The 24,380-nt window shown below is 42.0% G+C and carries 19 protein-coding genes; all 19 read right to left on the bottom strand.

The features are described from left to right. Positions 1-31: 31 nt before the first annotated feature. Positions 32-418, bottom strand: coding sequence for a dihydroxyacetone kinase phosphoryl donor subunit DhaM (dhaM, locus tag RZN25_14640; GenBank protein MEQ6378054.1), 387 nt, complete (start codon positions 416-418; stop codon positions 32-34). A gap of 1 nt (position 419) precedes the next feature. Beyond that, positions 420-1,040 (bottom strand): dihydroxyacetone kinase subunit DhaL, encoded by a 621-nt coding sequence (gene dhaL / locus RZN25_14635; GenBank protein MEQ6378053.1) that lies wholly within the window; start codon positions 1,038-1,040, stop codon positions 420-422. Between the two features lie 168 nt (positions 1,041-1,208). Next, the gene (dhaK, locus tag RZN25_14630) at positions 1,209-2,201 is read right to left on the bottom strand and encodes a dihydroxyacetone kinase subunit DhaK (GenBank protein MEQ6378052.1); all 993 of its coding nucleotides are present in this window, start codon (positions 2,199-2,201) and stop codon (positions 1,209-1,211) included. A gap of 479 nt (positions 2,202-2,680) precedes the next feature. Beyond that, the gene (gene glpK, locus RZN25_14625) at positions 2,681-4,174 is read right to left on the bottom strand and encodes a glycerol kinase GlpK (protein MEQ6378051.1); all 1,494 of its coding nucleotides are present in this window, start codon (positions 4,172-4,174) and stop codon (positions 2,681-2,683) included. 70 nt (positions 4,175-4,244) lie between these two features. Continuing rightward, positions 4,245-5,078, bottom strand: coding sequence for an MIP/aquaporin family protein (locus RZN25_14620; GenBank protein MEQ6378050.1), 834 nt, complete (start codon positions 5,076-5,078; stop codon positions 4,245-4,247). 221 nt (positions 5,079-5,299) lie between these two features. Next, entirely contained in the window at positions 5,300-5,839 is a 540-nt protein-coding gene (locus RZN25_14615; GenBank protein ID MEQ6378049.1) for a glycerol-3-phosphate responsive antiterminator, read from the bottom strand. A 336-nt stretch (positions 5,840-6,175) separates the two neighbouring features. Continuing rightward, the gene (locus RZN25_14610) at positions 6,176-7,855 is read right to left on the bottom strand and encodes a glycerol-3-phosphate dehydrogenase/oxidase (protein MEQ6378048.1); all 1,680 of its coding nucleotides are present in this window, start codon (positions 7,853-7,855) and stop codon (positions 6,176-6,178) included. A gap of 1,563 nt (positions 7,856-9,418) precedes the next feature. Continuing rightward, on the bottom strand, positions 9,419-12,484 hold the full coding sequence (locus RZN25_14605) for an efflux RND transporter permease subunit (GenBank protein ID MEQ6378047.1): 3,066 nt from the start codon (positions 12,482-12,484) through the stop codon (positions 9,419-9,421). Positions 12,485-13,229: 745 nt separating this feature from the next. Continuing rightward, positions 13,230-14,093, bottom strand: coding sequence for a TetR/AcrR family transcriptional regulator (locus RZN25_14600; protein MEQ6378046.1), 864 nt, complete (start codon positions 14,091-14,093; stop codon positions 13,230-13,232). A 281-nt stretch (positions 14,094-14,374) separates the two neighbouring features. Then, positions 14,375-14,857, bottom strand: coding sequence for a competence protein ComK (locus RZN25_14595; GenBank protein MEQ6378045.1), 483 nt, complete (start codon positions 14,855-14,857; stop codon positions 14,375-14,377). A 375-nt stretch (positions 14,858-15,232) separates the two neighbouring features. After that, positions 15,233-15,616: a hypothetical protein gene (locus RZN25_14590; protein ID MEQ6378044.1), complete on the bottom strand. Its 384-nt coding sequence runs from the start codon at positions 15,614-15,616 to the stop codon at positions 15,233-15,235. A gap of 848 nt (positions 15,617-16,464) precedes the next feature. Then, positions 16,465-16,887 (bottom strand): 3-hydroxyacyl-ACP dehydratase FabZ, encoded by a 423-nt coding sequence (gene fabZ, locus RZN25_14585; GenBank protein ID MEQ6378043.1) that lies wholly within the window; start codon positions 16,885-16,887, stop codon positions 16,465-16,467. Between the two features lie 75 nt (positions 16,888-16,962). Continuing rightward, positions 16,963-17,235 (bottom strand): DNA-directed RNA polymerase subunit beta, encoded by a 273-nt coding sequence (locus tag RZN25_14580; GenBank protein MEQ6378042.1) that lies wholly within the window; start codon positions 17,233-17,235, stop codon positions 16,963-16,965. A 23-nt stretch (positions 17,236-17,258) separates the two neighbouring features. Continuing rightward, complete coding sequence (locus RZN25_14575) at positions 17,259-18,071, bottom strand: flagellar hook-basal body protein (protein MEQ6378041.1); 813 nt, start codon at positions 18,069-18,071, stop codon at positions 17,259-17,261. Between the two features lie 13 nt (positions 18,072-18,084). Continuing rightward, positions 18,085-18,906, bottom strand: coding sequence for a flagellar hook-basal body protein (locus RZN25_14570; GenBank protein ID MEQ6378040.1), 822 nt, complete (start codon positions 18,904-18,906; stop codon positions 18,085-18,087). Between the two features lie 52 nt (positions 18,907-18,958). Then, positions 18,959-19,960, bottom strand: coding sequence for a rod shape-determining protein (locus tag RZN25_14565; protein MEQ6378039.1), 1,002 nt, complete (start codon positions 19,958-19,960; stop codon positions 18,959-18,961). A gap of 405 nt (positions 19,961-20,365) precedes the next feature. Then, on the bottom strand, positions 20,366-20,617 hold the full coding sequence (gene spoIIID, locus RZN25_14560; protein ID MEQ6378038.1) for a sporulation transcriptional regulator SpoIIID: 252 nt from the start codon (positions 20,615-20,617) through the stop codon (positions 20,366-20,368). Between the two features lie 1,201 nt (positions 20,618-21,818). Next, positions 21,819-22,673: a M23 family metallopeptidase gene (locus RZN25_14555; GenBank protein ID MEQ6378037.1), complete on the bottom strand. Its 855-nt coding sequence runs from the start codon at positions 22,671-22,673 to the stop codon at positions 21,819-21,821. A 136-nt stretch (positions 22,674-22,809) separates the two neighbouring features. Further along, positions 22,810-23,817, bottom strand: coding sequence for a stage II sporulation protein D (gene spoIID / locus RZN25_14550; protein MEQ6378036.1), 1,008 nt, complete (start codon positions 23,815-23,817; stop codon positions 22,810-22,812). Between the last annotated feature and the right edge of the window lie 563 nt (positions 23,818-24,380).

Below are 24,380 nucleotides of genomic sequence, written 5' to 3'. Positions count from 1 at the left end.
ACACGCCCTAGTGAGCCTGTGGGGAGGGAGGTTAGCGTTCTTTAGTAAATGCGGTTTTGACTGCTTCTAGAACTTGGTTGATGTCTTTGCCCATGTTGGATTCTACTGCTCCTACGTAGGAGCCTTCGAGGAGTGGGATGTCGTCTGCGACTTTGATTTGGTTGGATCCTGACATTTCGATAGCAATTTCAGCGTTCATCATGGCACTTCCCAAATCATAGAACAAGAGGACGCCTTTTCCGTGATCCGCGCGTTCAATGGCAGCCAGGATTTTTTCTACACTTGTTCCAATTTCGTTGTCATCTGTTCCTCCGGCTGTTTCCACAGGAACTTCGGTGATGACCTGGCTAATAATATCTTTGATGCCCTCAACAACCTTAGGGCTGTGAGAGATTAATACAAGACCTACGTAAGACAACTTATTCCACCTCCTTTAGGGTCTCAGAGAGAGACTGGAATAAATAGAAGGAGGAAACAGACCCCGGATCCAAATGACCGATAGAACGATCGCCTAAATACGCTGCACGACCCTTGATAGCTTTTTTATCCTTCGTGGCCTCCATGGATGTTTTTGCAATTTCCTCAAGGGCAGATGGATCAACCGTTTCACTTTCTTGAAAAAAGCGAAGGACAGGCGCCCAAACGTCAATCATGGTTTTGTTACCTTCCTCAGCTTTTCCACGCATAAGAATTCCATTTAAAGCCTCTTCAACGCCTTTTGTAAAAGTAGGGTTATCAACCGGATCTGTACCTTTTACTGCCATAGACATCTTTAAGAATGCTGTTCCGTAAAGTGGGCCGGATGCACCACCAACCTTAGACATAAGAGTCATGGCCACATCTTTTAGTACGTCAGAAACAGATTCATAGCTTGCCGCTTCCACTTTTTTCATAACTTCTTGAAAGCCGCGAGCCATATTAATGCCATGGTCACCATCACCAATGGCTTGGTCAAGGCTAGTTAAGTATTCTTTGTTGGCTTGGATCTTCGCGTTGGTTTTCTCCAACCAGGATAGAGTTTGTTCGACAGTCAATTGCATGAAAATAACCTCCTTTTATGACTTGATGAAAAATGCAATAACGGGGAATCACACGCTGTGATTCCCCATTTATTTTACCATAGCCGATTTTAGGATATTTTTTGTTAAAATATCTTTTCTAAAAATGGTTTAAGAAACACGACTTGATAGTTCCTGTCCCCAAAGGTCCTAAGCGCGGAATGCTGGTGTGACTGCTTCTGCGTCTAGTAGTTCTTTTAGTTCGTCATCTAGTTTTAGTAGGGATACGGAACAACCAGCCATTTCTAGGGATGTCATGTATTCACCTACGAAAGTCTTATAAACTTTAATTCCTTTTTCTGCAAGGATTTCGGAAACGCGAGCATTTAGGATGAAGAGCTCCATTTCTGGAGTTGATCCTAAACCGTTGATCATCACAGCTACTTCAGAGCCACTATAATCAATGTCTTCTAGGATTTTGGCAACTAATTCATCAGCAATGTCATTGGCTGATGCAATTTCCTTACGCTTGATTCCAGGCTCACCATGGATACCCATTCCAATTTCCATTTCATTTTCAGCAATTTCAAAGCTTGGTTTTCCAGCTGCTGGAATGGTACATGGAGTAAGCGCCATACCCATGGAGCGAACGTTTGCTACAACCTTTTCAGCTACAGTCTTGACGTCCTCTAAAGAACCACCGGCTTCCGCTTTTGCTCCAGCAATCTTGTGAACAAAAATAGTACCAGCTATACCGCGACGGCCAGTGGTGAAAGAACTATTTTCTACAGCAACGTCATCGTTCACAACAACTTGAGCCACTTTAATTCCTTCTGCTTCCGCCATTTCAGCTGCCATTTCGAAGTTCATCACGTCACCAGTATAGTTTTTGATAACTAAGAACACACCAGCACCGCCGTCAACTGCTTTAATTGCTTCAAATACTTGGTCAGGAGTTGGAGAGGTGAAAACTTCACCAGCTACTGCTCCATCAAGCATCCCTTTTCCAACATATCCAGCGTGAGAAGGCTCATGTCCACTACCTCCACCGCTGACTAGACCTACTTTATTTGCAACAGGAGATTCTTTACGTACAATAACCGTTGTATCTGGCAGTTGCTTGACATCATTTGGAAATGCAGCAACCATTCCCTTCAGCATGTCTTGAACTACCTGATTTGGATCATTAATAATTTTTTTCATCGAAACCCCTCCTATTTTTTAAAGAAAAGCGTAAGCTCCCTAGACCATATATGTATGCGAAAAGAGAGCCTACTAAATCTTTCCACTAAAAAAATGTTAGTAAACTTAGCGTTCGTTAAAGGGATTCTTGAAAGCGTATTTTGCTTTCTTAAAAGCCCTTATACTTTTGAGTGCAAGCCTTTGTGGGAGTGCCTTGTTATACTTACTGCAGATAGGAAAGTTTTATTCTTTCCTATTGCTTAGAAAACTTGGCATGCGTCAAACCTTTGTGGCGAATGCCTTAGTTGCACTTATGCAGAGAGGAAAGTTTATACTTTCCTCTCTGCCAAAAAAGAGACCAGAGTTATGGTCTCTTTTCGCAGAATCATAGATTGCTTGATTTTCGCTCACGGGCATTTTATATTTCCGTGCTTTTTTAGGGAGCGACTTCGTACCGACATACGCGTCGTGTTGCTGAGAACCGTCCCTACCTGCTCGTATTATTTGAATACGCGGGTAGCTTCAACGGCTTTTTGCCATCCGGCATATAGTTCGTCGCGCTTTCCGGTATCAAGGTTGTTAGTGAATGTTTTTTCTATTTTCCATTGTTTGGCGATTTCTTCTTTGCTTGACCAATAGCCAACAGCAAGGCCGGCAAGGTAGGCTGCACCAAGAGCGGTTGTTTCATTTACGACAGGACGCTCAACAGGTACACCTAACATGTCGCTTTGGAATTGCATTAAAAAGTTATTCATTACAGCTCCGCCATCAACACGTAACGCTTTTAAATCAATACCTGAGTCAATGATCATTGCATCAAGAACGTCCTTAGTTTGGTATGCTAAAGACTCAAGAGTTGCACGTACGAAGTGCTCTTTTGAAGTTCCGCGAGTGATACCAAATACAGCACCACGAGCATCACTGTCCCAGTATGGAGTTCCAAGACCTACGAATGCAGGCACCATGTATACGCCATCTGTTGAACTAACTGCTTCTGCAAGTACTTCCGTTTCTGGAGCGCTTTCAATTAACTTCAAACCATCGCGAAGCCATTGAACTGCTGAACCAGCTACGAAGATACTACCTTCAAGAGCATATTCTACTTTTCCGTCAACGCCCCAAGCAAGTGTAGTAAGTAAACCGTTTTTAGATGGTACACCTTTTTCACCAGTGTTCATTAACATGAAGCATCCAGTTCCATAAGTGTTCTTAGCCATACCTTCTTCAAAACAAGCTTGACCAAATAGAGCAGCTTGTTGGTCACCAGCGATACCAGCAATTGGTACTTCATGACCGAAGAAGTGGTAGTCTACTGTATGTGCATATACTTCAGAGGATTGCTTAACTTCAGGAAGCATAGATTTTGGTACAGTAAGGATCTCAAGAAGTTCATCATCCCACTTAAGGTCATAAATATTGAACATTAATGTACGAGACGCATTGGAGTAGTCTGTAACATGAGCTTTCCCACCAGATAGTTTGTAAACAAGCCATGTGTCGATGGTTCCGAATAATAGATCTCCGTTTTCAGCACGCTCTCTTGTACCTTCAACGTTATCTAATATCCACTTTACCTTTGTTCCAGAGAAATAAGCGTCAATTAATAGACCTGTTTTTTCTCTGAATTTATCATTTAATCCTTGTTCACGAAGCTCTTTACAGATGCCATCTGTTTGACGAGATTGCCAAACAAGTGCGTTATATACTGGCTTGCCTGTATTTTTGTCCCAAACTACAGTTGTTTCGCGTTGGTTAGTAATACCGATTGCTTCTACTTGAGTAGGTTCAACATCTGCTTTACGAAGAACTTCTGCCATACAAGCAAGTACTGAAGTCCAGATTTCATTCGCATTGTGCTCTACCCAACCTGGCTTAGGAAAAATTTGTTCGAATTCTCTTTGCGCCGTTGCAACAATTTCACCACTGTGATTAAAAAGAATTGCTCGAGAACTTGTTGTCCCTTGGTCTAATGCCATAATGAATTTTTCGCTCATAATTACTTTTTCCTCCTCTTATTTCTTTTTGATTAAAATACTAGTATTTAAGTATTTAAATCTAAATCACTTAAACTGCTTTCTTCGTTGAATCAGTTTTAACATCTACCTTAACTTTCTTCAACTCATCTGCTGCAGCATATACCAATATAATTGCGACAACAACACTTAATCCCCAAAATAAACCTGTAACTTCACCTACAAAAACAGCTTTATAGAAAACTGCTCCATAAATACCACCAAGGATTGGACCAAATACTGGAATCCAAGCATATCCCCAATCAGAGCTTCCTTTTCCTGGGATTGGAAGCAAAGCGTGAGCAATACGTGGGCCTAAGTCACGTGCTGGGTTGATCGCGTATCCAGTTGTTGAACCTAGGGACATACCAATTGCTACAATTAATAAACCGACCACTAATGGATTTAACCCATCAGAGAAACTATTTGCACCGATGAAAGATAGCCCTAGTAATAGAACAAAAGTACCGATAAGTTCACTAACAAAGTTTGCTGGTGTGCTGCGAATTGCTGGATCAGTAGAGAATACCGCTAACTTTAGGCCTGGGTCTGTCGTTTTACTCCAGTGAGGTAAATATTGAAGGTAAACAACTATTGCTCCGATGATTGCTCCAATCATTTGAGCTGTGATATATACTGGAACGTCAGCCCATGGGAAATCTCCAGCTGCAGCTAATCCTAAGGTTACTGCAGGGTTAATATGTGCTCCAGAGTATGATCCCACTGCAAAAACCGCCAAGGCAACTGCAAGACCCCAAGCTAACGTGATGAGTACCCATCCAGTACCTTCAGCTTTCGTACCTTTTAAAACTGCACCACCGACGACGCCTCCACCAAAGATGATTAAAATCATGGTTCCCACTACTTCTGCTAAAAATGGTGACATGTTATAAATCCCCTCTCGCAAAATATTAATCAAGTACACTAGATGTATCCAGATAGCTACATCGATATAAGCTAAAAGCCCACACTTCAATAAAGTACTTTTGGTTGAAAAAGCACTAATTGAAGTGTGGGTCTCCTCGTCTCCAGACACATCTCTTAACTTGTTACTATTACTTTAACGAATACTGTAAGCGGTGTCAACATCTTTTTTTTAATGTTTTTTTACCATAGTTTTTTTAGTGATGTAGAAACAGCAATTGCACCTGCATTTAATGCATTTTGTATATCCGTTTTATCTTGAATAAGACCCCCAGCGATGATTGGTATACTTGTTTTTCGTTTCACATCTCGAATAATTTTAGGAGCAATCCCAGGTAATACCTCTAAGTAATCTGGCCTAATTTGATCTATTAATTTTAAATTACTTTCCATCGCATGACTGTCCAATAAAAATAGCCTCTGAATAGCCAAGATTTTATGTTTTTTGGCAACGGTTATCACATTAGTTCTTGTTGAAATCACACCATCCACTTTCGCCTCATGCAGCAAAAATTCCATCCCATATTCATCTGCCTTCAGTCCTCTGACGAGATCAACATGTACCAGTGCTTTTTTATTATGTTCCTTAACAACTTTTACCAGGTCTCCAATCTGTGAAATTCTTGAATCTAAAAAAATAACATATGTCGACTTGCTTTCCATAGCATGATCAAAATCTTTAAACCTCTTGATTGCTGGAAGAACACCTTCCAAATTTTCCACTGACACCTCTCCTTTCACAATGAAGTTTAATAAATTAAAATAGTTTTTTGTGAATTAATACACAAACGGCAATGATTAATATTTGTCCTAAAATGATTTTTTTGATAATAATTGTCAGGTTAAAACTAATTTTAGGAGTTCCTTTATTTACTAAAAAGTGCAAGCCTCGTGAGCATCAACATGACGGGAGTCGGCAGGCTACTCCTTCGATTCATCCATTCAAAAATTCAGTTAATAACTCGGTAAAGTTTTTTACAGAAGCTGGACAGATTTCTTATCATTTTTAAAAAAGAAGAACCGTCACCCTATTAGCTGTTAGATGACGGTTCTTGAGGATTAGACTAGCATTTCATCTTTTGTTTCTGGGTTTACGGCTTCTGTTAGTAGTTGTTCTAGTTCGTTGGTGTATTGGTTCGTTTGTTCGTTAGTCCAAGAGAAATATTTTGCCATGTATTCAATGATAGGGTCTTTATTTGTTTTTACCCATTCGATGTCAAAGAATAGGGCGCCGGTTCTACGGACGAAGAAGTCTACTGGTTTGTAGGCCATTTCGTGCTCGATGGAGTAGATTAGCATGGCAAATGCGACCGGGTCAATCCCATTATCGATAGCCTCTTGTTTACGTTCGGCGTAAATTTCGAATAAGTGATTTACGTTAGAGCCGTACCGCTGCACCAAAAGGCTGGCAGCGTCTTTCGATAATCCGGCGGCCTCCCCTTGGTGAGTTTTTTCCGAAATGAAGTTGGTGAAGGCTTTGGATCCGCCTACGTCTCCGCCGGATATTGGGAGGTGTTCGGTTTGGGTGGACGGGTAGGTTGTGCCCGTTTCTTGTTGTAAAAGTGCTGCGACTTTGTCGACGACTTGTTCGGCCATTTTGCGGTATCCTGTTAGTTTTCCGCCGGCGATGGAGATGAGGCCGGAGTCTGAGATGAAGATTTCGTCTTTTCGTGAGATTTCGGATGGGCCTTTGCCTTCTTCTCGGATGAGTGGTCGTAGTCCTGCCCAGCTGGATTCGATGTCTTCTTCCTTAATTTTAATGGAAGGGAACATATAGTCAATAGCGTTGAGTACGTATTCTGCGTCTTCTTTGGTCATGGTTGGGTGAACGATGTCGCCTTCTTCATAGACGGTGTCGGTAGTCCCAACGTAGGCCTTGCCGTCTCGTGGGATGGCGAAAACCATGCGTCCGTCTGGTGTGTCAAAGTAGATGGCTTGCCTGAGCGGGAATCTTTTTTGGTCAAAGACTAGGTGGATTCCTTTGGTTAGTAGCAGGGTTTTTCCTACTTTGGATTTGTCTTTTTCTCTGATCGTGTCGACCCATGGGCCTGCTGCGTTAACGATTTTTTTTGCATAGAGATTGCGTGAGTTACCGTTGGTTTGGTCTGTGATTTCCACGCCGGTGATTTGGCCTAATTCGTTGTAGATTAGGTTGGTTACTTTGACATAGTTAATTGCGCGGGCGCCTTTTTCGATGGCTTTTTTCATGACTTCAATGGTGAGACGAGCGTCGTCTGTGCGATATTCGACATAGTAGCCGGCTCCGCGTAAGTTTTCTTCGTTTAACAGTGGTTCACGGCGTTTTGCTTCTTCGGCAGAGAGCATTTTGCGGCGTTCGGATTTTTTCACTCCTGCTAGGAAGTCGTAAACTCTGAGGCCGATATTGGTTGTGAATGGTCCGAATGTACCTCCTTTGTAAAATGGGAGCATCATCCATTCGGGGGTGGTTACGTGTGGGCCGTTTTCGTATACGACGGCACGTTCTTTCCCCACTTCCGCTACGACTCCAATTTCGAATTGCTTGAGGTAGCGCAGTCCTCCGTGCACGAGCTTGGTGGATCGGCTAGATGTACCTGCTGCGAAGTCTTGCATTTCGACTACTGCGACTTTCAAGCCTCTAGTTACAGCATCTAGGGCGATTCCTGCTCCTGTGATTCCTCCCCCGATGACTAGAACATCGAGTTGGTCTGATTCTATTTCGGTGAGCATTTGTTCTCTTTCTTTACTTGAAAAAGTCATCCTTGGTTCCTCCTCTGAATTTTTTAGGTGTGGTGCGTGATGGGTGTATCTTATTATTTTGGTTGTTATTCGGGTAGTTTGATAGTTAAGTGGCTGATGGTGTTGATTTATGCACAAAAAACCACACTTGAATAATGCTTTTTTTGGTTAGAAAGCACTTTCTAGTGTGGTTCTCCATTTCTCCATCACGTAGTTAATTAACTTGTTACCTTCACTTTACTTTATTTTGCGGGGGACGTCAATGTATTTGAGTTAAGTTACGTGGCAAAGTTGAAATTGGGTTTAGGGGAGGTTGGACACGGGATTGACATGGGGAGAGGGATATATATTTCTTGTTTTGAAAATGAATAGGTTAACAGCGGTTAATAGGACACTTGGGTTAGGGATTGGGATTGGGATTGGGGTTGGGATAGCTCAGTTTTCCAGCTATATGCTCAAGTTTTCATGTCATCGCGCAACATTTGAGGTCTATGCGCTGATTTTAAATTTTTATGCTCAAAATTCTTTGTTTTATGCTCGGGTTTTTAATAGTAATGCTCGTGTTTATTTGTTTATGCTCAACTCCCGACTGATTCGCGCAAATTAAGTTGTTTATGCTCACTCTTTCTCACAGTAATGCTCAACTTTTACTGTTTTATGCTCGGCTTTTACGAAGGGTATGCTCTTGTTTATTTAATGGTTTGAAAATGAATAGGTTAACAGCGGTTAATAGGACACTTGGGTTAAGGATTGGGATTTGGGTTGGGATTGGGATAGCTCAGTTTTCCAGCTATATGCTCAAGTTTTCATGTCATCGCGCAACATTTGAGGTCTATGCGCTGATTTTAAATTTTTATGCTCAAAATTCTTTGTTTTATGCTCGGGTTTTTAATAGTAATGCTCGTGTTTATTTGTTTATGCTCAACTCCCGATTGATTCGCGCAAATTAAGTTGTTTATGCTCACTCTTTCTTACAGCGATGCTCGGGTTTTACGAGGGGCATGCTCATGTTTATTTCTTGTTTTGAAAATGAATAGGTTAACAGCGGTTAATAGGGCACTTTAGGTTAGGGATTGGGATTGGGATTGGGATTGAGATTGGGGTTGGGATTGGGATTGGGGTTGGGATAGCTCAGTTTTCCAGCTATATGCTCAAGTTTTCATGTCATCGCGCAACATTTGAGGTCTATGCGCTGATTTTAAATTTTTATGCTCAAAATTCTTTGTTTTATGCTCGTTTTTTTAATAGTAATGCTCATGTTTATTTGTTTATGCTCAACTCCCGATTGATTGGCGCAAATTAAGTTGTTTATGCTCACTCTTTCTCACAGTAATGCTCAACTTTTACGAGGGGTATGCTCATGTTTATTTGTTTATGCTCAACTCCCAATTGATTCGCGCAAATTAAGTTGTTTATGCTCCCTCTTCCTCACAGTAATGCGCGACTTTTACGAAGGGTATGCTCGTGTTTATTTGTTTATGCTCAACTCTCGACTGATTCGCGCAAATTAAGTTGTTTATGCTCCCTCTTTCTCACAAAGGTACCCCAAGCCCCCTGGAAAGGGGCTTGGGGCATTCATTAACCTTATTTTATCTCTCTATTCTTTACAAATTTTCGTGTGAGGTCGTCAAACAGCGTATACACCACTGGGATGAGGAGCAGGGTGAACAGCATGGATATGCCTAGGCCAAAGATGATAACGATCGCGAGTGGCTGCTGCGCTTCTGCACCTACCCCAAATGCAAGGGCTAATGGGATCATTCCCAAGATTGTGGTGAGGGAGGTCATCAGAATTGGACGCAGACGACTTGGACCCGCTTCGAGAATCGCCTCCTGCCGCTCCATTCCCCCTCGCCGCAAGATATTAATATAATCCACCAGCACAATCGCGTTGTTTACCACGATTCCCGCCAGCATGATGACCCCGATAAACGCAGGCACACTCAGTGGTAACCCCGTTACGTATAATCCACCGACGACTCCAATTACCGTTGCCGGCATTGAGAACATAATGATCAGTGGGAACAAGAAGTTCTCGAACTGAACCGCCATGACTGCGTAAACAAGGAAGATTGAGAACACCAGCGCAACAGCAAGGTCAGAGAAAGCTTCCTGCATGTCTTCCGCCTGCCCACCAACAGAGAAGGAATAATCCTCATCGATGTCCATAGCTTCCAAACGCTTCTCAATGTCACTAGACACGCTACCAAGGTCCCGGTCGGCAATATCCACGTTAACGTTCACTTGGTTTTGCTGATTTTGTCGTGTTAACGCGGATGGCCCTTCAACCTCCTCAATAGAAGCTACTTCTTGCAGCTCAACTAGCCCTCTTTGAGAAGTAATTAACAGCTCTTTTAAATCCTCCACAGTTTCGCGTTGATTTTCAGGAATGATAAAACGTACATTTATTTCATTTCCACCTTCACGGAAACGAGTCGCAATTTGGCCGTTCATCGCCATTTGGACTTGGCGCATCACATCTGCATAGGTTAACCCATAATCAGCGGCCGCTTCTTCATCTACAATTAAATTTAACTCAGGTCGAGTTTCAGTTACAGAGCTTTCGACTGTTGTGATGCCATCAATATTCTTGATTTCCTCCATGACATCGGCAGCTAATTCCTCAAGTTTTTCGTACTCAGGACCATTGAGGTTCACTTGAATTGGAGATACTGCGCCACTGATACCCGTAGCCAGGTCCGCAACCACAATTTCCGCTTCATCCGTGTATTCCTCAAGATCCTCTGTCACTTCTTCTACAAAGGAACGGGTATCCATCTCACGTTCTGATGGTCCGACCAGCTGAATGGTATAGCTAGCCGTGTTCGATTGAGAGCTAAATCCGGCGTATCCGCCACCCCCAACGGTTAGGAAGCTTGTTTCGATGCTTTCCTCGTACGCGTCTAATTTTTCCGAAATGTTCCTAGTAAGGTCTTCCATTTGTTCGAGTGTTGTGCCTTGTTCGGTTTCGACGCTGATTTGCACTTGGCCTTGGTCGGATTCTGGGATGAATTCAGTTCCGATTTGCGGGATGAGCAATATGCTGCCCGTGATCATGAGAACCGTCCCTATCACCACGATCCAGCGGCGACGGAGTACGAATCTGAGTGCTACTCGGTAGCCTTTGTTGATCCAGTCTAGGAATTGGTCGAACCAGTAGCGTCGGCCGTTGTCTTTGCTGATTTTGCCTAGTAGCTTTGATGATAGCATCGGGATGAGCGTCACGGAGACGGCAAGTGATGCGATCAGGGAGAAGGAGACGGTCAGCGCGAGCGGTGTGAAGAGCTCAGATGCGATTCCTTCTACGAAAACGATTGGCAAGAAGACGACGAGTGTGGTGGTCGTCGATGCAATAACGGCTGGCGCGAGTTCGGATGCGCCAAGTTTAGCTGCTTCTTTCAGCGAGTAACCCCGTGATCGATAAGTGACGATGTGCTCCAGGATGACGATCGAGCTGTCAACCATCATTCCAATTCCAAGTGCGAGTCCTCCTAGTGTTAAGACATTCACCGTTTCGCCAGTAAAGTACATGAGCGTGAACGTAGAGATGACCGCGATAGGGATGGAGAGTCCGATGACAATCGTCGCGCGGAGACTCTTCAGGAATAGGAATAACACAAGGACTGCGAAAAGCCCCCCAATCAACATGTTCTGCATGACTGAGTCAATAGAGATTCTTATGAAGTCCGCCGTATCGAGCACCGTTTTTAGCTCCACTCGTCCCGGCAAGTCCTCATTCAGCTCATCAACCGCCCCACGAACATTGTCCGACACCTCCACCGTATTCCCGTCACTCTTTTTGAGAACTGTAAGGACCACGGCTTGCTCCCCGTTAATTTTAGTTAAGGATGTTTGTTCCTGAAAAGTGTCACGAACGTCTGCCACTTCTTCTAGCGTGACTCGCTCCCCCATGGGGGTCGTGATGAGGACGTTTTTGATGTCCTCTACATTTTGGAATTCACCTGTGATTCGAACTTGCAGGTCTTTTCCCTCTTCTTGTACGACGCCCGCGGATGCGGACTGGTTGTTTGCGTTAATGGCCTGGACGAGCAATCCAGCTGTGAGACCATATTCGGCTAGTTCTTCTGGGTCAGTGATGACTTGAACCTCACGGATTTTTCCACCTTGCACCTGAATGGATCCGACATCACCCTGTCTTTCTAAGTATGGTACAATGCGATCTTCAGCCAGTTGCTGAAGGTTTTCCGGGCTGTCTCCAGTCATAGATACCCACATCACCGGCATTTGTTGTGGGTCGAATCTTAGGACGACTGGTTCATTCGCTCCTTGTGGGAGCATGGCTTTGACACGGTCGACTTGTTCCCGGACTTCAATAAGTGTCGTGTCGAGGTCGGCGCCGGTGTTGAACATCATAAATACGATGGAAGCTCCAAATTGGGATTGGGATTGAACAAGTTCAATTCCTTCAATGGAGCTGACGGCCGATTCAATCGGTCTGGATACGAGTTTTTCTACATCCTCTGGTGCGGCGCCTTCATAACTCGTGGAGACGACGGCTACAGGAAGGTCAATCTCAGGATATAGGTCGATAGCTAAGTTGCGAAGGGAAACAACGCCGAGCGCCATGATCGCGAGTACAATCATAATGACGCCGACGGGTCGCTTGACGGAAGTTTCAACTAATTTCATGTAGGGTTAATCCTCCTTGGTTTGTTCTGTTTTATATTTAGGTGGGCTGCTACAGGCTTGTTGCCTACCGGCTTTCTTATGTATTTTGACACCTGCCTAGGGTTGTTGCCCACGGGTTTTCTTTGTTAAATTTAATGTCTGCTGAGTTTTTGCCTAGTGCATTTTCTTCTTGAATTTAATGTCTGCTGGTTGTTGCCTGCCGGGTTTTCTTGTTGAATTAATTTTGGCTGGTTGTTGCCCACGGGTTTTCTTTGTTAAATTTAATTTCGGCCGGTTATTGCCTGGTTCATTTTCTTGTTAAATTTAATTTTGGCTGGTTGCTGCCTGCCGGGTTTTCTTGTTGAATGTGACTCCTCCCGGGGTTGTTGCCTGCTGAGTTTCCTTTATGTGAAATTTTCTTAGTTTGAGTGCTATTCTCTTGAGTTTGGAGACGATCATTTGGTTTAGGTGATAGTTCTGAAATTTTAAGTGCTAAACCCGTTGATTTAATTGGTTTAGTTGAAGTCTTTCAACTAAAGTGCCACAATACCTGACAACTCCCACAGATAAAACAGTGGGGTTCTAGGATACTAACAAGCTTCTCTGTAAGTAGGCGCCATGCCCAAAATCCATAGTGCTGAAATCGGCGGTTTATGTGACGGTTTTGAACAAAAAATTCATTTAAGTGAAATAATGGTTAAATAAGTGACGATTTAGTCATTTATGTGCCGCCTGGCACCCCCGCAGTTCGGTTCGCTCCCTAGCGCTACTTGATACCCAACTCATCAAAAATTGCTTGTATCTCATCTTGAATGCTCGGTTCATTAGCAAATTGTGAAAGCATTCCTTTGAATAAAATGCGCTGTGGTTGATCTTTTTTTAGTTCATTGAGGAGGAGTGCTATTGTTTCGTTAAGCTCCTGCCTTCGTTCTTCGGAAGAATCCATTTTTTCTTGTATATGGAGCAAATAATTGCGAACCGATTCATTCCTGTTGTTTTTGACACAGATTGGGAATTGCTCCATGAATGTTGCTTTTGTAACAATCGGTGGTGTTTTTTCCTTTAGCATGCCCTGGATCGTATCATCCAGCCGTCGCACGATGAATTGCGCCAAATTTTTATAATCTATCGAGCTCTTTGAGGCAACAATCCATTTCACAAAGCCAAAGAGTAATCCATCCAGCAGAATCGTGCCATCAATCATTTTTTCTTCTAATGAATTTCCATAAATGGCTTCTAGTCTATTTACGGACCATTCGAAGGTTTGGATTCGAATTTTTTTCAAAAAGTCGTCAATTTCTTGATTAACCGTAATGTTGTCCTGAATGTGCATGAAAATGAATTCTTTCTCTTGGTCAATCGTTTGAATAAAAACTTCTAGCTGTTGGGTCAAAACTTCAACAGGAGACAGTTCTTGTCGTTTGATTTTTTCTAATTCCTCTGTAACGGTATCAAAGTAGTATTTATAAATGGAGAGCAATAGGTCTTCCTTTGATTTGAAATAAATGTAAAAAGCTCCTTTGGATACGCCTGCCTGCTGGGCGATTTCCTGAACAGATGTGGTATAAAAACCCTTAGCACTAAAAAGTGTAAGCCCTGCATCTATCACTAACTTCTTTTTTTCATTCACGGAAAGAACCTCCCTTCGCCTTTTTTATCCTGCATGAACGAAGCAAGCTTCATCTACAAGGATGAAAAATTTAATGTTTTTTCATGAGAGTACTATTGAAGTTTCACTTGCTGTTATACGGATAAGGTAGCATATTGAGACTGCTCTGTTAACAAAAGTGACTCCTTAGTCATTCCATTGGTTGACTGGTCAGTCATGTAACGATAACGTAATTATAATAGCTTATATGATCTTGTAAAGCAAGAAAAAAGAGGATTCTAGAAGATCCTCTTTTCATAATTTTAAGGTAATTGTTGGTGGCTCTTTTCACTATAATATGTTCTTGCAATAATAAGTCCGCAGAGAGAAAGTTGACGGTCGATGAGCGTTGAAGCTGCAAGGATTTTTTGAGAGATGCTATTACTAAAGATAACTATGGAATATTTTTTGTTATATTTATTGGGGAGATTATCAATGATGTGGTTGAAACAAAGCCAGTCACAATTGTCGTTTCTTGGGGATGAGGTAGGAAAAACAATTATTTTTTCATAGGATTCCATGACGATGGGTAACATTTGAGATTTCTTTAATATCCTTCTACTGCTTTCCCGGCGCATTTCGTAGCTAATCCCTTTCAGTATGCAACTCCTTTTGATAATTTGATTTGGTGTAAGCCGACAATACTTAATTTGTTCTGTTTCAATAATGATGGAGCCCAGGGTTGCTTCGTTGTAGAGTAGGGCCATTGTTTTAGAGTTTACTTCATAATTTTCCGCAGTAATCAAAATAATCTTCCTCTCCATATTTATCCAACTAATTACCACATGTCTTCATTATAGTTAATTTATACTAAAAAAATAAGATATATTATGTGTCAATTTAGTGCTAAAGCTTGTTATTTTTGTAAGCGTTTTCCTAATATGGTATTGACAATTCCCAGGGAATGCTATCTCGAAATAATAAGTGGTGTTTGAACACGTTTTTATTATGAAATAGCATATGTTTTGCTAGATAAACTTGGTTTATCGTCGTTATTGGACTCTAAAAAGTTAAAATCCCTTATGCTTTGGAGCGCAAGTCATGCTATCAACCGACTAAAGATAAAAATTCTGGCAGTATAAAAAAGGTAGCGGGAATTACCCCACTACCTGCGTTATTTTTTACTCTTCTTCGTTTTCATTTCCGTTTTCTAATAAGTCAGTGTCATTTGTATCCATATCATTTTCGGTTCCACCGTTTGTGCCATTGTTTTCTCCGTTATTTGTTCCGTTATTTGTTCCGTTGTTTGTTCCGTTATTTGTTCCGTTATTTGTTCCATTATTGGCACCATTTTCTGTGCCATTGTTTTCATCACCCATGTCAATGTTCTCATCGATGTTATTTTCGATTTCATCACCGATGTTTTCTCCTTCGTCAACAGGGTTTTCAATGATATTCTCGTTATCTTCTGGTGGTGGGTTTTGTTCATCGTCATCACCGCATGCCGTTACCATGGATAATGCTAATACTGAAACTCCCACTTTAATTAACCAATTTTTTTTCAAGTGAAACTCCTCCTTTTTCAGATGTTTACACTTTTATCTTGTCCAAAAATCCACCGAATTTTGTAGTTTCTTTTTGGAAATTGACCCCCGAGTATATCGCCTTATGCAGAATGAGATGGTTTTTCTTCTCTATCTGTCAAAAATTGTTTTGTTGATAACAACTTTTCCTTAGTTTATCCATGGGTATTGATATTATGTAAATTCTAAACGGGGAAAAGATTGAGTTAATGACGGTTGAGCATTGATTTATTCAAAGGAAAAGTTTAAGCAAAAAAGAAGGAATATGAGCTATGTTGAGCATAAAGGGAATGGGTCCAGAGAGGACATTGTGACCATTACATCTCCTCTAATCAGCGTGTTGGTGAGAATAACGAAATCGCTACGTGTTTGCACAAATATTGTGACGGTTTAATGGTAATTGTAATTCTAATCGAGGCCGCGACTTCATCCTTCTGAAACAATCAAAAATTTTGCGGATTTAAGGTCAAACTTATAAAGAAAAAAGCCCAACTGGCAGCTAAAACTGCTCGTTGGGCTTTCTTACGTGCAAAACTTCCGATTGTTCCTTAATAAACGGTCTATGAACACTCTGTTTAATTGCGCGTTAAAAGAAAAAATTAAGCATGAAAGCGGTAGTTAGAGCATTAAGTTTACATGTTGAGCATTGAGCAAAAAAAGCCGAGCATAAAAATTCAATTTTTGAGCATTGACCCCTCATTTGAGGCAAATCAGTGAGCATAATCAATTAATTTGAGCTTATAAAACGAAATTTAAGCATAGATCTTCTCTCTTTTAGAGTAATCCTTATAATACCGTGTTGGTGAGAACCGTCCCTACCAACACGCCAGTTAGTCTCCGATTGCGAAGGTGATTTCGGCTTCGCAGGCGAGTTCGCCATTGACGGTGGCGCGCCCTTTTCCTTTGCCAATTCGACCTTTACTGCGGATGATTTCAACATCGAGATCGAGGCGATCACCTGGTTTAACTTGACGCTTAAAACGACATTTATCAATACCAACAAGGAAACCGATTTTCCCGCGGTTCTCTTCTTGCTTAAGAATAGCCACAGCTCCCATTTGGGCAAGAGCTTCTACGATCAACACACCAGGCATTACTGGATAATCGGGGAAATGTCCTTGAAAAAATGGCTCATTTGCTGTTACATTTTTGAATCCCACTGCTCGTTTGCCAAGTTCCATATCCGTAACTTGATCAATTAATAAAAAAGGATAACGATGTGGAATGACTTCTTTAATTTCATTAATATCCATGAATTATATGGTCCTCCTTACTGTGACTCGAGTATAGATAACTGTGTTGGTGAGAACCGTCCCTACCAACACGCTTTATTTTTTCACAAGATCGATGATATGTTGCCAGGTTTCTTTTTGGAAGACGTCTTTGGGGTTTCCGTCTCCTATGATTCCATAGCCAATCATGGTTCCGACGGCTAGGGCAACTGCGCACAAAATGACAACAAGTAAAATTTTTACCCATACAGGAATTAATCGTATGCGTGGCTTCTTGCCTGCTTTTTTCTCTTGTCTTGCGCTACGTTTACGGTCTTTTGCCTGTTTCTTATGTTCTTCACGCGTGAGTTGTTTTTGATTTGCAGCCATCAGTAAAATTCCCTTCAATCGATCTAGCGCAGCTGATTGATTAAGCCGCTCATTTGATCTCCCATAGAGATAGATCTTCCATTAAATTGATAGGCACGTTGTACCATGATCATTTCTGTCATTTCTTTGGCGATATCTACATTGGAAGCTTCAAGTGCGCCTGTCTTAAGCCTCGCTGTATTATTAGCTACCACTTGAAGGATATCACCCACATTAACATTTACATTTTCAGGAAGGCCAAGGAGATTATCTCCCTTAGCTTCTAATAATCTTGGTCTAGTAGCTTGTACCACTTGCAATTGCCCTGCTTCAAAGATGACTCCATTGGTTTTCCCTTGAACAATTCCATCAGATGTTATAGATACTTTTTCAGTTGAAGGGTCCAATAAAATTGGTCCATTTTCACCTTGCACTGGATAACCAGCTTTTGTAACGAGCATCAGAGATTCTCCGTTATTCACCGGCTGAAGAGAAAAACTTCCATCCCGAGTGTATTGGGTTTGCTGAACACCATTCTCCGTAACAAGCACTTGAAAAAACTGATTTTTTTCTAAAAGAGCGACGTCCAGATCACGTCCAGTCGTAAGGATAGCCCCTTCTGTCATGTTCAAATTGGTTGCTCCAAGTCTAGCTCCAGAACCAATTCGAATCCCGTTTGGAGTGAGACGACCGATTTCCTCATCAGCGTGCTGTTGATTATTAATTTGTTGGTATAAAAGTGAACTGAATTCAGCCCCACGGGTTTTATATCCATTCGTACCGGCGTTTGCCATATTGTTCGCAATTAAATCCAATTTTTGTTGAAGCTGCCCCATTGTTACGGCAGAGTTAAGCATTGAGCGATTCCTCCTATCTTAGTCGTCCAATTTCATTGACGGCTTTTTCCATACTGCGGTCATAGGCTTGAAGAACCTTTTGATTCGATTCGAAAAGTCGGTAAGTACGCATCATCTCAGTCATGGTGCGGGTCTGGTCCACATTGGAGCCTTCAAGAAAACCTTGTTGAATTTGATAGGTTGCGCCTGCTGTTTGTCTTACATCCACAACATTCGCTCCACCTTCGTTCCTAAACTGATCATTGCCCTCTTTTACTAATTGACTTACATCAGAAACATATGAGAGCTGTAATGGAATTTGATTTCCTTCAAATTGGATGGATCCGTCTGGGGAAACTGTGAACTCCATTCCATCGGTCTGAATTCGGTTGTTGTTTGTGTTTAATATATATTGCCCTTGGTTGGTCACCAGATAACCTTCTTGATCCACGGTGAAATTCCCGTTTCGAGTATAGCGAGTTTCTCCATCAAGACCTTGAATGGCAAAAAATAAACTGCCTGTTTCGTCGGGGTAGATTCCATCTACTAGTGCCAAGTCGGTTGTAAGTCCTGTTTGACGAAGCTGACCTTGGATAAAATCAGGGATTGTTTCTTGAATATACACTCCCGTATTTATGGAGCCCAATTCCTTTTGCGTCGCAAAACGTAACGGACGGTCCGTCGGCAAAGTATTGCTATCCAAACGTTGCATTAACATTTCAGGAAAGGCACGCAAAACCGCCTCATCCGCCTTATATCCAGGCGTTAGTGTATTCGCAATATTATTTGATAATGCTTCTTGGCGTCTTTGTTGTGCAAGCATCCCTGATGCCGCCGAGTAATACCCTCTGAGCAATGAAATCCACTCCCGTTATAATCGTGAAATAAGTTTTAAACGTATATTAAAATTAAATTATTTTGTTTCTTGCAATTTTATCAATGTTTTCCAGCATGATTCCGGTTCCTTTTGCCACACAGTTCATTGGCTCCTCAGCAATAAGAACAGGAACTTTTAGCTCATCTGCAAGGAGTTGATCGATACCGTGAAGTAACGCGCCTCCACCAGTCATGATAACCCCGCGGTCAATAATGTCTGCTGACAATTCAGGTGGTGTTCTTTCAAGAACCGTTTTAGCTGCTTGTACAATAATATAGACGGACTCACGAAGCGCTACTTCAATTTCATCTGATTTTACTGAAATTGTACGTGGCAAACCAGTGACCATGTCACGTCCGCGAATATCAACTTCCTCATTGCGAGCACCAGGGAAAACAGTAGCAACATTCATTTTAATATCTTCCGCCGTGCGCTCCCCAATAAGTAGCTTATATTTTCGCTTAATATATTGAAGGATTTCGTTATCGAATTTGTCACCGGCCATTTTGATTGATGAGGACGTTACAATGTCTCCCATGGAAAGAACGGCAATATCCGTTGTTCCTCCACCGATATCAACGACCATGTTCCCGCTTGGTTGGAAAATTTCCATACCCGCTCCGATGGCAGCAACCTTAGGCTCTTCTTCCAAATAAATCTTTTTACCGCCGCTTTTTTCTGCTGCTTCCTTAATCGCCTTCTGCTCCACCTTCGTAATATTGGTAGGGCAACAAATCAGCATACGAGGCTTGGACAAAAATCCACGAACATTAATTTTATTAATAAAGTGACGTAACATTGCTTCTGTTACATCAAAATCAGCAATGACTCCATCTTTCAACGGACGAATTGCCTCGATATTTCCTGGAGTTCTTCCTACCATGCGACGAGCTTCTTCTCCAACCTCAAGAACTCGTCCCGTGTTGCGATCCATTGCAACTACAGATGGTTCATTCAAAACAATTCCTTTTCCTTTAACGTGAATCAATACATTGGCGGTACCAAGGTCAATTCCAATATCCCTTGAAAACATGTGTAGTCGTGCCTCCCTGCCGTTTTTATATATTTTAATAAGTAAACATTTATGTAAAGTTTGCATAGGACTTCTAATTTTCTATTTTACCACAAAATCAAAATTTAATGGCAAACTCTGTAGAAAAAAAGTGAAAGGTGGCGATTTTTTCGGTTTGGAGGGGGATTGAAGTTGTTGAGGATAGATTTGAGCAGGGGTAATTCCGCTTTTGTTAGTTGAGCTTAATGGGTGCACATAAGACGAGTTATCAGCACACAGTTCAAAAAAATCAATAAACCAGCGAAACCTTAAACTAGGTCACACCAGACGATAACAGAAACGAAACCGCCAACCAGACAGACCCTCAAAAAAAAATCGACAAGCCCTTAAGCCTGTCAGATGTGTAAAGTTAAGTATTTGCATCGATTAATTGGCGGTTTTATATTTTTTTCTGGTTGCTTCTCCGCCACGAAGATGCCGTATTGATTTGTGATAGTCTAGGATATCTTTGACTTCATTAGCTAATTCAGGATTAATGTCAGGTAGTCTTTCCGTCAAATCTTTATGAACTGTGCTTTTGGAAACACCGAATTCTTTTGCTATGGTTCTGACCGTTTTTCTTGTTTCTACAATATAATTCCCAATCTTGATAGTACGTTCTTTGATGTAGTCGTGCACACCACTCGCCTCCCCGTGTTGAATATGCGAGGTATAGAAATGAGACAAGGCGATTATGCAACGAATAGGGCCTGAATGGTTTCTGTTCACCGAACGCGTATGATGTGTAGTGGCTACTTCGCTGTCAACCCCACGTTCCCTCACTTCAAACCTAACTGCTAAATGCTACTTTAGTTACAATTTATGAACGGGCCTGGGCGAATATGCTACTCTATTTCAATGGGACAACCTGATTTTTTTGAAAAGACAAAAAAATACAAGTTATTACCGACTTACCCATAGATTCGGTTCATTATCGAATGAGGAAAAGTCCAACTTCCCATGTCCACCGACTTTAGGGGGTGGACCTCACCCGAGAACAAGGATCGTCGTCGTCACATCGTGTGGTGACCTACATCCTCCAAAAAGCTTTTTCTTCGTGCAAAGTCGTTCATTGTAACTTTCCTGTCCTAGGAAACACGATTCACGAGGGCTCGCAGGGGCGTTGCGACAAATGTTTTCGGTGGCCAAGTAATCGGATGTTGCGCTTTTAACCGAACCTCCTTCGTCGATGTTGACTTATCGAATCGAGAGGAGGGAACCATTTCTAGTCGATAGGATGCCCCTCGAACCAAGAAAAGCACTTGATTCTGTGAAGTAGTTTTCCTTACTTGGGGCAAAAACTTCGAACATTACTCGATGAAAATTTTTTTCGCTTGAGCTAGACAAATTTTCTTATTTTGTTAGAAAACTTGGCATTCGCCAAGCCTTTGTGGCGAATGGCTTAGTTGCACTTATGCAGATAGGAAAGTTTTATACTTTCCTATCTGTTAAGAAAAGCGCAAGCGCCCTTGATCATCGACGTAAGGCGGTGAGGCCCACAGGATGTGGGTCACGTAGGCGTTGCCACACGATGTGGCGGTTGATCCTCCGAGATAAAGGAAACACGGTTCACGAGGGCTCGCAGGATGCGAGTCAGTTCGGTGTTGCGACAAATGTTTTCGGTGGGCCGAGTAATCGGATGTCGCGTTTTTAACCGAACCTCCTTCATCGATGTTGACTTATCGATGGAGAGGAGGGAACCGACTCTAGTCGATAGGGCGCTGGAGCTAGACATATTTTATACTTTCTTATCTGTGCACAAAAAAATAACAGACCCTGGAGAGGCCTGTTATTTCCATCGTCGTATCCAACTTGTCATATGCAAAAAGTAGGGTTACGATTAGGCTTGAGCTTGAGAGATGGAGGATTCTGTATTTGTATCCACATCAGTATCAACGTCAGTTTCCTGACCAAGCTCTTGTTGAGTGCCAGAAGCGGGCTTTTGCAGGTTGGATTCGCGGTCCTCTGCATCATTCACTTCTGGCGCTTGAATGTCACTTACTGGTTTGTTAATGAATGTTTCAGGATTTAACTGAACATCATCCTTCCAAACTTCAAAGTGTACATGTGTTCCACTTGCTTGCCCAAAAAGGTTACGCCCGGCAGTTCCGATTGTTTCCCCTTGTCTTACTTCAGAACCTGCTTGCAACGTCACATCTTCAAGTGAAGCGTAGTGGGTGGTAATTCCATTGTCATGTGACAGTGTGACAACGTATCCGAGAAGTGGATCTTCTTTTACTTCAACCACTGTTCCTGAAAGGGCAGCCGTTACATCGAAAGATTCTCCATCTTGACGGGAAATGTCAATTCCACTGCTTTGGTAGTACCTATTGTTGTAAAAAACGAGTGCATTACGCTGATCTTCCTCACTTGCATCGTAGTCATAGAACTTTGTTACAATTTCAGTTTCTATGCCCTCACCGACTGGAAGACTTAAATTTTCCTCCTGCTCGATAACTGGAGTTGACTCATTGTCATCATAGTAATTGTAACTGTCTCCATTATCGCTCGTATTTTCTCCATTATTTGTGCTCTCACCATCGAGTGCTGTTTCCTGATTATTTTGATACACTAGCACACCAGACAGAATGATCGCAGCAAGAGTTAAATAGACAGCAGGGAAAAACCATTTTTTGCGAGATAGACGTTTCCAACTTGGAAATTTTGAAACGTTATTTTTCTCTTCATTGCTCATTTAATCATCACCTCAGCAACAAGTGTGATCAAAAAATGAGATTTATATACCTTTCTTTCAACTTTTTTTACATATTTTTTAATATTTATGGGAAAATAAGGACTTTGGCCTATCCTTTTAAGCCAAACTACGGTTTTTACACCTCTTCCTTCGTGATTTCCGCCTCATGTTCCTTCAAGTTTGAGATCTCCACCCCTTTATAAAAATAGTGGATAATCTCCTCATAGGTCTTACCCTCTTTTGCCATTCCATTTGCTCCATACTGACTCATCCCAACACCGTGACCATAACCCTTCGTCTTAAAAATAATATAATCGTCCTTTTCCTCCATGGTAAAGTCACTCGACCTTAAATCAAACATATCTCTAATATCCCTACCCGTAAAAGTCTCTCCGCCAATTTCAATTGTCTCCACACGATTCCCCTCAGTCTTAGATATAGTCACCTTCAATGGACTCGCCAAAGGAACCCCAAGCTTCTCAGCCACCTTCGCTCGAGGAACAATCGTCTGATCCAAAAACTTCGGCGACTCCTCATCCCAAGGCGACGCCACACTTCTCAAATAAGGAAGCTCATTCGCCCAATAATCCTCCGAGTTCTCTGTAAACCCATTACTCGTTGAAAAAAAGGATGCGTCGATAGGCTCTCCGTCATAGGTGATGATCTTACCCTTGGTTGCCCGGACGGCCTCGATGATCCTCTCCATTTTCCAATTGTAGTCTTTGCCAAAGGTCTCTCGGAGATCATCCTCATTTTTATAGACTTGGTGCTCTATCGTGTCGGTCACCTGTGCTCCTGATTCGTTAACTGGTTCCTCTTGATTAATCATATATTTCACGATGTACGTTCTTGCAGCCAAGGCCTGCGCCTTCAACGCCTCCATTTCAAAATCCGCCGGCATTTCGGAAGCAACTACACCAACCACGTATTCCTCAATCGGAACCGTTTCAGCAACCGATGCACTTGCACGCCACACCTTGACATCAATATCTGAATCTATATCAAGAGTGACCGGCTTATTCTCATTTTGGGCAACCTCAACTTCTCTCTCCCCTGAATCAACAAATGGTATGACAATGAATGTCGGAATTAACAAAATCGTTAACAAAATCAAACCAACTAGTATAAACCCTGGTTTCTTCACCTCAGGAGCCTCCCTTCTACCTTACTCTATTAACATTCATATACACTTTTTCGATCTCATAGAACCAAAAAATCCATTTGAGAGAAAAAACAGAACGGGCTTTTTTGTATGTGCGGTTTTTATTAATTAAGTTCCGGTTTGTAATTAGTGATAACCAGTTCACGTTTTACTATATGAGGGGAGGCGAGGGATATTTGTTTTAATTAATTTGTTAGTTTAAGGGATTGTTAATTAATAACTACTTAGTTAGAAGAGCTAGGGTGCTGCTATGCTCTTATGTTCTTGTGCTCTTATGCTGCTATGCCCTTATTCTCCTATGCTCCTATGCTGCTATGTTGCTATGTTCTTATGCTCCTATGCTGCTATGTTCTTATGCTCCTATGCTCCTATGCTGCTATGTTGCTATGTCCTTATGCTCCTATGCTGCTATGTTCTTAGGCTCCTATGCTGCTATGTTGCTATGTTGCTATACTGCTATGTTCTTATGTTCTTGTGCTCTTATGCCTCTTATGCTCTTATGCTCCTATGCTCCTATGCTGCTATGTTCTTATGCTCCTATGCTG

This window comes from Bacillaceae bacterium S4-13-56, assembly GCA_040191315.1.
Taxonomy (GTDB): Bacteria; Bacillota; Bacilli; order Bacillales; family JAWJLM01; genus JAWJLM01.
The sequence above is the reverse complement of the archived record's forward strand: the minus strand, read 5'-3'. Positions and strand labels throughout refer to the sequence as shown.